The 12,437-nt window shown below is 63.0% G+C and carries 9 protein-coding genes; 5 read left to right on the top strand and 4 right to left on the bottom strand.

What is annotated here, in order from left to right:
- Positions 1 to 19: 19 nt before the first annotated feature.
- From AC56QX_RS10860 to AC56QX_RS10870, 3 genes are all read right to left on the bottom strand, one after another.
- Positions 20 to 691, bottom strand: a complete 672-nt coding sequence (locus AC56QX_RS10860) for a DUF4760 domain-containing protein (RefSeq protein WP_497115845.1) — start codon at positions 689 to 691, stop codon at positions 20 to 22.
- A 32-nt stretch (positions 692 to 723) separates the two neighbouring features.
- Positions 724 to 1,071: a hypothetical protein gene (locus AC56QX_RS10865; protein ID WP_475457266.1), complete on the bottom strand. Its 348-nt coding sequence runs from the start codon at positions 1,069 to 1,071 to the stop codon at positions 724 to 726.
- A gap of 154 nt (positions 1,072 to 1,225) precedes the next feature.
- A complete protein-coding gene (locus AC56QX_RS10870; RefSeq protein WP_497115846.1) occupies positions 1,226 to 3,427 on the bottom strand; it encodes a caspase family protein in 2,202 nt (733 codons plus the stop codon).
- Positions 3,428 to 3,600: 173 nt separating this feature from the next.
- Here AC56QX_RS10870 and AC56QX_RS10875 point away from each other — a divergent pair, with 173 nt between their 5' ends.
- Complete coding sequence (locus AC56QX_RS10875; protein ID WP_497115848.1) at positions 3,601 to 5,871, top strand: caspase family protein; 2,271 nt, start codon at positions 3,601 to 3,603, stop codon at positions 5,869 to 5,871.
- 86 nt (positions 5,872 to 5,957) lie between these two features.
- On the top strand, positions 5,958 to 6,362 hold the full coding sequence (locus AC56QX_RS10880) for a Fur family transcriptional regulator (protein WP_497115849.1): 405 nt from the start codon (positions 5,958 to 5,960) through the stop codon (positions 6,360 to 6,362).
- A 221-nt stretch (positions 6,363 to 6,583) separates the two neighbouring features.
- On the opposite strand, the gene polA is transcribed toward AC56QX_RS10880, so the two are convergent.
- A complete protein-coding gene (gene polA, locus AC56QX_RS10885; RefSeq protein WP_497117726.1) occupies positions 6,584 to 9,535 on the bottom strand; it encodes a DNA polymerase I in 2,952 nt (983 codons plus the stop codon).
- A gap of 420 nt (positions 9,536 to 9,955) precedes the next feature.
- Between polA and AC56QX_RS10890 the strand changes: the two genes are divergently transcribed.
- From AC56QX_RS10890 to AC56QX_RS10900, 3 genes are all read left to right on the top strand, one after another.
- The gene (locus tag AC56QX_RS10890; protein ID WP_497115850.1) at positions 9,956 to 11,341 is read left to right on the top strand and encodes a M20/M25/M40 family metallo-hydrolase; all 1,386 of its coding nucleotides are present in this window, start codon (positions 9,956 to 9,958) and stop codon (positions 11,339 to 11,341) included.
- 78 nt (positions 11,342 to 11,419) lie between these two features.
- A complete protein-coding gene (locus tag AC56QX_RS10895; RefSeq protein WP_497115851.1) occupies positions 11,420 to 12,040 on the top strand; it encodes a ribonuclease D in 621 nt (206 codons plus the stop codon).
- A 94-nt stretch (positions 12,041 to 12,134) separates the two neighbouring features.
- On the top strand, positions 12,135 to 12,338 hold the full coding sequence (locus AC56QX_RS10900) for a hypothetical protein (RefSeq protein ID WP_172224060.1): 204 nt from the start codon (positions 12,135 to 12,137) through the stop codon (positions 12,336 to 12,338).
- The last annotated feature ends 99 nt before the right edge of the window (positions 12,339 to 12,437 follow it).

Consider the following 12,437-nt stretch of genomic DNA (forward strand, 5'->3'; position numbering starts at 1 on the left):
ATCCCGGCCTTTCCCATCGCTATTTGGCTTCGGCCGCCGGTTGCCCGTTGCGCACATAGGCCTCGATCGCCGTGGCAAAAGTCGGCGAACCGGCCTTGCGCTGCTTATCGATATAGCCGGCAAAGTAACTCCAGAACGAGACCGCATAGTCACGGAAATAGGCGTCGGTCACCTTGCGCGAACAGAGGTCGCCATCGACGCAGAAGGCCAGGCGGTTGAGGAAATAGACGATGCGGTCGAAATTCTCGTTGAAATCGGCGAGCGGCATATCGCCGCCAGCGGCGGTCATTGCCTCGATGCCGATACGCTGCCGGAAAACCTGCTCCTCGGTCGGCGAAGGATTGGCGCTGAGCAGATTGTCGTATTTGGCATTGAGGGCCGCGAGCCGATCTTTCAGCGCTCGCTGCGCCTGCTGGTAGTCCTTGGTCTCCCAGAGCTCGACCAGCGACATGGTCTGCTCGACGCGCTTCTGCTCCTGGTTGGCGAGGAACTGGTAGACCGAAAATGCCAGGGTGAAGATGATTGCGAAACGCACAGCCATGCCCGACCAGGCATAGACGAGCATGCGCCAGTCGCGATCGGTGAAGGGATTGCTCTCCTTCTTGATCTCGTGGCTGCTCGGCCAGGGAAAACCTTCGGTGGTTTCCGGCAGCGTCTGCTTTGCCGCCGTCGCCTTGGCGGGCGTGGCCATCGGTGCCTGCTTTGTCGTGCCCCCCGGCCTCTTCATTTGCAGTTGTCCAGTTCGATGGTGGCGGAGGGATCAAGCACGACGCCCGGCGCCTCCAGCTGCTTCTTCAGGCACTGCAGTTGCGGGCGCGAAACCATAAACTGCACGTCCGGTTCCGCAGGCGCCTTTGTCGGTGACGGCAATGCCTCGACGATGCCGCGCGAGGCACAGCTTGAGAGGTCGACCACGACAGCGTTGCCGTTGCTTTTGGCGATCTGGTCATACTGGTCGAGAAAACACGTCGCCAATTCCGAGTTGGTGACGATCTGCTTGACGCACAGGCCGCAAGCGTCCTCTGCCGAAGCGTTGGCGATCAGCATCAGGCTGCCGGCCAAACCGGCCATCGCTCCACGCCAGGAAAACACAGAGTTCTTCACAATCGATCCTATCTGCTTTTGTCCGGCCATCATGCACCATGGCTGCGGCCGGAATGTTCTCATATCACGCCAATCGTGCAAGAGCCGGCGCGACAGCGCCGTGCGGCCCTGGCGCCGGAGCTCAGGCGCGTGGCACCGTCTCCATCGGGAAGATCATCACCGCGCCCTTCGGGCCGCTCTTGTCGGCAAGCCGCATCACCGAGCGGGTCGGCGGCGCTGCGCCGATATCGGCGAGCATGTCGGAGAAGCTGGCGGGGCCGAGGCCACGCGTCATCGAGGCGACGCCGTCCTGCGCCAGGAAGCTCAGATCTTCCTTCTCGCTCTCCGGCGGCGCCTCGGTCAGCACCGCGATCATCCGTTCCATGCCGAAGCTCGTGTCGGTGAAGGCGAGCAGCCCTTCCTCGAGCGTTGCCTGCGGGGCGAGGCGCTCGGCGACGATATGGGTGATCGAATAGTCGCTGCCGACATAGAGCACGTTGATATCGACGAGCTGGTCCGAGCTGTTCTTGGCCAGCACATGCACCTCGTCGCCAGGTGAGGCGCGCGGCACCGCCGAGGCCTGCAACGGCTCAAGCCCATCCTTGTCGCGGCGCTTGATCTGGAACTGGACGTCGACATCCTCGGGCTTGTAGTCGGAGGCGGCCGCCAGCCGCGACAGCCCGGTGGCCCGGAAGATGGTGCGCAAATTCCTGGTCGTGGCGTCGACCAGCTTCTGGCGATCGTCCGGATGGATGATGATCAGCGGCGGCTTGCCGCCGTCCTTCAGGGTCACGTCGCCCGATGCCGGCAGGAACCACAGCGCCGGCTTGTCGGACGCGTCCTTGGTGGCGCCTTCAATGGCGTTCTCGCGCATCACCGCGAAGCGCAGCTCAGCGCTCTTGCCGGGATCGACCAGCTCGATGTTGAAGCCGGTCTCCTTGGCCGCGGCCAGTTCGTCGAGCACCGAATTGACGAGAGCCGCTTCCTTCTCCAGTCCCTTGGTTGCGGCCGGTCGCGCGACAGTGAGCTTGTAGTCGACGGCGATCTCCGCCACCCGCGCATAGGCGTTGGCGGGAATGTCGGCCAGTTTGAGTGCCGGCTTCTTCTCGAATTCGACCGGTTTGACGTGGCTCTCCAGGTTTTTTGCCGACTCCACCTCGAGATAACCGACTGCGTCGGACAGCGCCGACAGCGCCGACGGCAGGATGGCGAGCTTGCTGCCCGGGGTGAGGCGATGCAGCAGGCCGGCGCCGATCGTCGCCTCGCCGTCCTTGACGACGATGGGCCACTGCATGACGGCGTCGGTCTTGTCGGTGCCGAAGACACGCGCGTCGAGTTCGCCCTCGAACAGCGGCGTCGGCCGCGTGCGGCTGTCGGCCGAATATTGCTGCAGCACGGCCTGGCCGAGCTGGCGATAGGTAACGTTTGGATTCTCCGCCAGTTTCGACAGGATGGTGAAGGTGAACAGGCCGAAGCGTGGTGCGTCCGTCGTGCCCTTGGGCAGCGGCATCTCCGGCGTGGTCTCCACCGTCTGGGCGGCATAGAAGGCGACCAGCTTGCCCTTGGTGATCGGCTCGCCGCCGGTCGGCGTCAGGTTGAAGGCGGGCTTGCGCGCGCCATTCTCGTCGAGGCCGCGCGAGGCGCTTGCGACCGTGTCCTCATAGGTCTTGATGGCCGCCGCTCTTGCCGCCTCGTCGCCGCCGACCAGGTCGGCGAACTCGACCTTGCGTTCCAGCTCATCGTCGACCTCGACTGCGCGTGTCGCGGTGCCGGAATGGCAGCAGTCGAAGACAGCCCAGACAAAGGCGCCCTTGTTGCGGATGGCGTCCAGCGCGTCGCCGATTTCGTTGTCGACCAGCGCGTTCGGCACGCCGGCATCGCGGTTGATCCACTTTTCGATGTCGACAGGCAGAAAAATCTCGTCGAGCCCGTCGGTCTCGTCGCCCTTGACCCTCTCCGGCTGCTGGGCGCCGTGGCCGGACAGATGCAGGTAGACGAAATCGTCGCGCTGAACCTTGGCAGCGAGGTCGGCAAGCGCCGTCTTGATCGCCGCATGGGTCGCCAAGCCATTGGCGCCAGGCACGTCCTTGGCCAGCAGCGTGACATTCTCCGGCGCGAAACGCACGGGGTCGGGCACATTCTTCAGCAGATACTCGTGCACCAGGCCGGCATCGTTCTTCGGCCCGATCAGCCAATTCCTCTGCGGCAGGGCAGGATATTCGGTACAGGCCACCAGCAGCGCATGGTAGGTGCGCGATGCGGCGCGGGCTCGAAACGACACCATGCCGGTCATCGTCAGCGCAGACGTGCCGACAAGCAGCGTCCGCCGTGTCAATTTGATCATGATTGCTTCCCCAAGCCCGATCGAATTTCCAAGCGACATTACACTCCTTGAGGATTTTGTCAGTATTTTGAATGTTGTGCGGGGGATCAGCCGACATTTGCCATTCGCCTCATTTCCATCATGCGCAATCGACAATATCGTTACGGGGACTGGGTTTTGGGGTGGAGATGGCGATGCCGGGCGGGCGGGTGCCGCAGGAACGCGCGACGGGTGCGCAATGGGTCATTGCATGGCTGTTTGTGGCGGTGTTCGCCACAATCCTGCCGGCCGGATTTGCGCATGCCGGACTGAAACCGCTAGGCAACGCGCCTGAGCCGTCCACGCCCGTGGCTGTCGCGGCCGCGGATGCCTATTACGATTATCTCCTGGCGCACGTGCCGGGCGCCGTCACGCCACTCGTCGACTACGCATCAGGGAAGATCGCAGCGCCCAAATGCGATCGTTCGGTCCCTTCCAGGATGCATGCCGTGCTGATCGGTTCGATCAATTCGGGCGATCCGTTTCCGCTGCTGCAAGGGCCGGACAATGACGTCAAGCTGCTCTACACCTCGCTTGTCGCACGCGGCGTTGCCGACCACGACATCGCTTTGATGGTCGGCCGCTTTGCCAGCCGCACCGAGATCGCCAGGATGTTCAAGGAGACGCTGGAGCGCGTCAATTGCGGCGACCGGCTGCTGCTTCACTTTGGCGGCAATTCCGTTCGCGCCCGCGACCTGATCGAAGGTCTTATCCCGCTCGACATACGCGAACCCTACAAGGATATCTCCATCCAGGACATCTGGCAGGCCGATATGGTCAATCAGGGCCGCAAATCGGCCGAGGCGATCGGCTGGATCGAACGGGCTGGGTTGTTCCTCGCCTTGAACAAGCAGCAGGATGGCGTCGTTGAACTCATCTCGGCGCATGATCTCTCGGATTTCATCACCAATCTGCGCAACCGGCAGGTCGACGTGGCGACGACCATCGATACGAGCTTTGCCTCCGAAGCCGATATCACCGGCCTGCAGGAAAAGGCTGGCGGCAGCGCGATATGGAGCCTCGATACCGGCAATGACAGCGCCACGGCCCAGGCGGCCGACTACATCGCCACCACGCCGTTGCAGCCCAATCACGGCCAGCTGGCGGTGTTCTACGCCAGCATCGGTGACTCGCAATCGGTAGAATTCACCTTTGGCGAACAGGGCGCCAAGACGGCCTACGGTGTCTTCACCTTTCGCCTGGCCAACGTCATCCAGAACCAGGACAGCGTGACGGTGCGGGCCATGGCGGAAAGCCTGAAGAAGCTGCCCGAGGCCGAAGCCAATATGCGGCAGAAATATCGCGTCGAGTCCACCGATCCGGAGTTCGCCCTGTTTCCGAACGGGGCGCTCAACCTGCCGCAGGTCGACCCGATCGTCATCACCAAACCGACACCGAAACGGGGTGCGGCGGCGATGGAGAAGGCAGAGGTCGAAATCGAAGGCCAGGTCAATTGGTCCTCGCCGGCCATGGCGGTGCTGGTCGATGGCAAGGTCGCCGAACTCAGGGCCGACGGCCGTTTTGCCTATACGTCCAAGCTGAAGGCCGGGCTCAACACCGTCGAGATCGTTGCCTTGACGGCTGATGGGCGTACGCATGAGAAGCGGCTGGAATTCCTGTTCGAGGGCGACAAACAGGCGCTCGAGGGCGAAGGTAAGCGCTATGCCGTCATCATCGCCAACCAGGACTATGACCGCGTCCGCACCGGCTTCGACACACTGCGGACGCCGTTTGCCGACGCCGACGCGATCGCCGCCCTGCTGACCGGTACCTATGGCTTCGTCACCGAAGCCAGGCTGCCGGGCGGCGCCAGTTTCCCGCTGTTCCTGAAGGACGCGACCCGGCACGACATCGAGACGCTGCTCTACAAGATCGGCCTCGTCGCCGGCGAGAAGGACACCGTGCTGATCTACTTCGCCGGCCATGGCATCTACGAGGAGAAGACCACCATCGCCTTCTGGGTTCCGGTCGATGCCGAAGCCGGCGTGCCGATCAGTTATCTGTCGGCGTCGACGATTTCGGAGGCTATACAGCGCATGCAGGCCAACAAGGTGGTGATCATCTCCGATTCCTGCTTTTCCGGCGCGCTGTTGCGTGGCGGTGGCGAAACGGCGCCGAAGATCGGCGACGACGATCGCGAGCGGGCGCTGCTCAGGCTCGCCCAGCGGCGCACCCGTATCCTGATTTCGTCGGGCAATAACGAGCCGGTCGAGGACACTGGCGGCGCCGGCCATTCGATCTTCGCCAAGGCGCTTCTGACCGGGCTGGAGGACATGAACCACGATGCGTTTTCGGCGCGCGAACTCTATGACGGCTACATCCTGCCGCTGGTAGTCAGCAACGCCGATCAGGAGCCGCAGTACCGTCCGATCGAACGCTCGGGTCATGAAGGCGGCGATATCGTCTTTGTCAGGCAGAAACAGTAGCAAAAATGCCTGTTCGTCGCTATCTGATGGGGGACAAGCGACGATGAGGATCGCGCCGGCGACGCAGGACAGGTTGGAATCGAACCATGGCGGCAAGGGATGTGCTGACGAAAAACCAGGTGTGCGTGCTCGAGAAGCTCGAGGCCGCCAGCGGGCCGCTCAGCGCCTACACCTTGCTCGACCAGTTGCGCGAACGCGGTTTTCGCGCGCCGTTGCAGGTCTACCGCGCCCTCGACACGCTGGTCAAATCCGGCTTCGTGCACCGGCTGGAGAGCATCAACTCCTTCGTCGCCTGCGCCGAACCGCACGATCACAGCCATTCGATGACCGCTTTCGCCATCTGCGATACATGCGGGCAAGTGACCGAGATGTCGGATCACGACGTCGACCACCGGCTGGATGAATGGGTGCGTTCGACCGGCTTCGCCGCCAAGAAGGCGGTGATCGAGTTTCGCGGTGTGTGTGCGAAGTGCTTGGCGGAAGCGGCCTGAAGGCTTTCGACGTTGGAGGGACAGCACCCCCCTCTGTCCTGCCGGACATCTCCCCCGCAAGGGGGGAGATTGGCAGCTCCAGCGTTACGCTTATTCCTGCAATATTAGAGATTGGCGAAACCAGAAACGACATCCGATCTCCCCCCTTGCGGGGGAGATGCCCGGCAGGGCAGAGGGGGTGTGAAGGAACGCGACCTGGCCGGCGCGGCCCTCCAATAGCCTCAGTGCGCCTCGTCCCAGTTGTTCGCGGCCCGCGCGTCGACATGCAGCGGCACCGACATCGATACCGCCGGCATCGCCGCGTTTTCCATGACATGGCGCACGACCGGGATCGTCGCCTCGACTTCCGCTTCTACCGTCTCGAAGATCAGTTCGTCATGCACCTGCAGGAGCATGCGGGCAGATAGTTTTGCCTTGTCCAGCGCCTCCTCCATGCGAACCATGGCGCGGCGGATGATGTCGGCGGCGGTGCCTTGCAGGCGGGCGTTGATCGAGGCGCGCTCGTTGAACGCGCGCAGCGAGGGATTGGACGATCTTATGTCCGGATAATGGATGCGGCGGCCGAAGATGGTTTCGACGAAGCCGTGCTCGCGGGCATAGGCCTTGGTTTCCTCGATATAGTCGCGGATGCCGGGGAAGCGCTCGAAATATTTCTTGATGTAGTTGCTCGCCTCCTCGCGCGGGATGGACAGCTGGTTGGCGAGGCCGAAGGCCGAAATGCCGTAGATGATGCCGAAATTAATCGCCTTGGCGCGACGGCGGATCTCCGAAGGCATGCCTTCCACGGGCACGTTGAACATTTCCGATGCGGTGATGGCATGGATGTCGGCGCCGTCGGCGAAAGCCTGCCGCAATTGCGGGATTTCGGCGACATGGGCAAGCACGCGCAGTTCGATCTGGCTGTAATCGGCCGAGACCAGCCGGTTGCCCTTGTCGGCGATGAAGGCGGTCCTGATCTTGCGACCCTCGGACGTGCGCACCGGAATGTTCTGCAGGTTCGGGTCGGAGGATGACAGACGGCCCGTCGTTGTCGCGGCAAGCGCGTAGGAGGTGTGGACACGCCTGGTGTCCGGGTGGATGAAGCCGGGCAGCGCATCGGTATAGGTCGATTTCAGCTTGGTCAGCTGGCGCCAGTCGACGATCTTGCGCGGCAATTCATGGCCTTCAGCGGCAAGGTCTTCCAGCAGTTGTGCCGAAGTCGACCATTGCCCGGTCTTGGTCTTGGAGCCGCCGGGCAGGCCCATGCGACCGAACAATATATCGCCGAGCTGCTTGGGCGAGCCGATGTTGATGCGCTCGCCGATAAGCTGGTAGATTTCCTCTTCCAGCCGTGCCGCCCCTTGCGCCAGTTCGCCGGACAGCCTGGACAGGATCTGCCGGTCGACGGAGATACCGCGCTGCTCCATGCGCGCCAGCACCGGCACCAGCGGTCGTTCGAGACGCTCATAGACCGACACCAGCCCCTTGGCGGCAAGCCGTGGTTTCAGCACTTGCCAGAGCCGCAGCGTCACATCGGCGTCTTCCGCGGCATGAGCGGTCGCTCTGTCGATGTCGACCTGATCGAAACCGACGGCGCTCTTGCCGGAGCCGGTCACATCCTTGAGCACAAGCGGGGTATGGCCAAGCCATTTCTCGGCAAGCGCGTCCATGCCGTGACCATGCGGCGTGCCGGCATCAAGCACATAGGAGATCAGCATCGTGTCGTCGAACGGCGCGACATCGACGCCATAGCGGCTCATGATGACCAGATCGTATTTCAAATTCTGCGCGATCTTGAGGACCGATTTGTCCTCGAGCAGCGGTTTCAGCACCGCCAGCGCCTCGCGAAGCGGAATCTGGTTTTCGAGCGCGCCGCCGCCGAGCAGGTCACCATTGCCGCTCATGTGGGCGAAGGGAATGTAGCCGGCGCGGCCAGGCGCCGTGGCTATCGCCATGCCGATCAGTTCGGCCTGCATCGGATCGCCCGACGTCGCCCTGACGTCGAAGGCGGTGACACCAGCCTCCAGCGCCTCGGCGACCCACGCCTTCAGCGTCGCGATATCGCGAATGCATTGGTATGCTGACGTGTCGATCTTGCCGGTTGCCGCACGCTCCAGCCGCAAGGCTGAGAGCAGGGAAGGGGTGTCGCCTTGCTTGGCGGTGTCCGCTGTAGTGGTTGCCGCTCCGTTGGCCTGGCTCGGCTCGGCACCGCTGCGGGCCGGCGCTCCGGCGCCGACGTCAGGGCCATGCGCGTTGTCGGCGCGCTCCACGGTCACCGCTACAGCCTGAACGTCTCCGGCCTCGGTGCTGGTCGCTTCCGCCACGCGGCGGGTCAGCGAGGTGAATTCCATGGTCTTGAGGAAACCGATCAGCTTCGGCCCGTCTGGCGCATGCAGGACGAAATCGTCCAGCCCGTCGGTCACCGGCACGTCGTTCTTCAGCGTCACCAATTGGCGCGAGATCAGGGCCTTGTCGGTGTTGGCGATGATCGATTCGCGCCTTTTGTCCTGTTTGATCTCGCCGGCGCGGGCCAGCAGCCCGTCAAGGTCGCCGAACTGCTCCAGCAGCTGCGCCGCCGTCTTCGGCCCGATGCCGGGCACGCCGGGCACATTGTCGACCGAGTCGCCGGTCAGTGCCTGCAGGTCGACCATTTTTTCCGGCGGCACGCCCCATTTCTCGATCACCTCGGGGATGCCGATCTGACGGTCCTTCATCGGGTCGTACATGCCGACCGTGGCGCCGACCAGCTGCATCAAATCCTTGTCGGAGGAGATGATGGTGGTGTCACCGCCGGCCTCGCAGGCCAGCCTGGCATAAGTGGCGATGAGGTCGTCGGCTTCATAACCTTCGATCTCGATGCAAGGCAGGTTGAAGGCCCGGGTCGCCTGCCGGATGAGGCCGAATTGCGGGATCAAATCCTCGGGCGGCGCCGAACGGTTGGCCTTATATTCGGGGTAGAGGTCGTTGCGGAAGGTTTTCGAGGAATAGTCGAAAATGACCGCGAAATGCGTCGGCACAATGCCTACATCGGTGTTGCGGGCATCCTGCATCAGCTTCCACAGCATGTTGCAGAAACCGGAAACGGCACCGACCGGCAGGCCATCGGACTTGCGGGTCAGCGGCGGCAGCGCGTGGTAGGCCCGGAAGATGTAGCCGGAACCGTCGATAAGGAAGAGATGATCGCCTTTTTTCATGCCGGCAGGGATAGCGCGGCGCGACGGCTTGGTCCATGCCAAAGGCACCGAGACCCTCCGGTTCCGGCAACACCCTGACAGAACGAAGTCGATCCGGCTGATCACGCCTACGTTACAAAAGTGTAATTTTAGTGCCCTTGAATCGCCACGTTCAGAGACCCAAATACACGTCATCGGCAGTTTTCGCCGAGTCCGGAGCAAGGCCCGTCCCCCGCCTATCCCGGACAACTGCGGCAGCCTATCCCCCCTCTCCGGGCTGCCGCATCGTTTCGAGTACAAGACCGCCGTGGTTCCCCCTCCACCACGGCGGTCTTTTTTGCCTTGCGGCGGCTGTTCCGGGCCGTGGTCCAATCGTCCCGGGCTTTTCGTTTCGCCGCTCTGCCTTTACGGTTCCGACCTCTGAATCGAAAGGCTTGCCAAATGTCCGCAGTTTTCCCCGTTCTCGACCGTCTCGACAAGAATCTCGACCAGAGCCTCGAGCGCCTGTTCGGCCTGCTCAGGATCAAGTCGATCTCCACCGATCCCGCCTATGCCGCCGACTGCCGCAAGGCGGCGGAATGGCTGGTGGCGGAGCTCAAGCTGATCGGCTTCGATGCCAGCGTGCGCGACACACCAGGCCACCCGATGGTGGTTGCGCATCATGAGGGGCCGGCCGGCGCGCCGCATGTGCTGTTCTACGGCCATTACGACGTGCAGCCGGTCGACCCGATCGAATTGTGGGAAAGCGATCCGTTCGCGCCTGCGATCAAAGAGGTCGGGCCGGACCACAAGGTGATCACCGGGCGCGGCTCGGCCGACGACAAGGGGCAGTTGATGACCTTTGTCGAGGCTTGCCGCGCCTGGAAGCAGGTGCATGGCAACCTGCCGTGCCGGATCACCATCCTGTTCGAAGGCGAGGAGGAGTCCGGCTCGCCGTCGCTGAAACCGTTCCTCGAGGCCAATGCCGAAGAGCTCAAGGCCGATTTCGCGCTGGTCTGCGATACCGGCATGTGGGATCGCGACACGCCGTCGATCTGCGTCGGGCTGCGCGGGCTGGTCGGCGAGGAGATCACGGTCAAGGCCGCCGATCGCGACCTGCATTCGGGCCTCTATGGCGGTGCCGCCGCCAACCCGATCCGCATCTTGGCTAAGGTGCTGGCCGACATCCACGACAAGGATGGCCACATCACAATCCCGGGGTTTTATGACGGTGTCGAGGAAACGCCGACGCAGGTGCTGAAATCCTGGGAGACGCTGGGCGAAACGGCCGAGACCTTCCTTGGACCCGTTGGCCTGTCCATCCCGTCAGGCGAAAAGGGGCGCTCGGTGCTCGAATTGACCTGGGCGCGGCCCACCGCCGAGTTCAACGGCGTCATCGGCGGCTATACCGGCAAGGGGTTCAAGACGGTGATCGCCGCGGAAGCGTCGGCGAAAGTGTCGTTCCGGCTCGTCCACAAGCAGGATCCCAAGAAGATCCGCGCCGCCTTCCAGAAATTCGTCGAGGAGCGCATTCCGGCCGATTGTTCGGTCGAATTCCATCCGCATGGCGGCTCGCCGGCAATCCAGCTTTCCTACGACTCGCCGTTCCTGGCCAAGGCCAAGAACGCGCTGTCGGACGAATGGCCGAAGCCGGCGGTGACAACCGGCAGCGGCGGCTCGATCCCCGTGGTCGGCGATTTCCAGACCTATCTCGGCATGGAATCGCTGCTGGTCGGGTTCGGCCTCGACGACGACCGCATCCACTCGCCCAACGAGAAATACGAGCTCTCCTCCTTCCACAAGGGCCAGCGCTCCTGGGCGCGCATTCTGGATGCTCTGACGCGCTGAGCGGCGGAAAACACGTTTTCCTGTTGATTTTTCACCGGATCGCGGCGAGGACGGGGAACGCCGCGACCGGAGAAGACAATGGCCGATATCCGTTTCCACAAGCATGATCTGCCCGACCTCATGCATTACAATGTCGAGGCAGTGGCCATCGACACCGAGACGCTGGGGCTGAACCCGCATCGCGACCGGCTCTGCGTTGTGCAGATTTCGCCCGGCGACGGCAGCGCCGACGTCATTCAGATCGCACCCGGCCAGAAGAAGGCGCCGAACCTCGTCAGCCTGCTGAAGAACCGCAACGTGACGAAGCTCTTCCATTTCGGCCGGTTTGACCTCGCCGTGCTCTACAATGCGTTCGGGGTGATGCCTGAACCGGTATTCTGCACCAAGATCGCCTCGCGGCTGACGCGTACCTATACCGACCGGCACGGGCTGAAGGACATCTGCTTCGAGCTTCTCGGCGTCGGTCTGTCCAAGGTGCAGCAATCGTCGGACTGGGCGGCCGAGACGTTGTCGCCCGAGCAGCTCGAATATGCCGCCTCCGATGTGCTCTATCTGCACCGGTTGCGCGATGTGCTGGCCGGGCGGCTGGCGCGCGATGGGCGGACAAAGGAAGCCGATGCCTGCTTCCGCTTCCTGCCGACGCGGGCCAAGCTTGACCTGATGGGTTGGGACGAAGAGGATATTTTTGCACACAGCTGATGGCCTGAGCGATCCTGGCCGGTGGCCAACTGGAACCAAGATGCCAGCCGCCGCGTTTTGTCGGCGCAGTTTCAACGGCTCAATGGGGGATAAGATGGCCGACCGAAAGCCGATATCGACAGCGCCGACCGACGGCTCCAAGGTCTCTGTCATGTGGAAGGACAGCGACGGCGTGGTCAACGAATCCATCGCGCAACATCGCGACGGCGGGTGGTGGGTCTATACCGATAGCAACACCCAGAAAAAGGTCGAACCGACCAGCTGGCGGCCAGCGGCGAGCGACGATGACGACCAGTGAGCGCGCCGCTGGCGAGCAAGGCTCCTTTCGCATAGCCTGAAGCCGTTGATATCGGGGCCGATTCGGAGCCTTCCGCTCCGTGCTCGCCCTCTTGCTCGG

The organism is Mesorhizobium sp. RCAM 06353 (assembly GCF_059683585.1).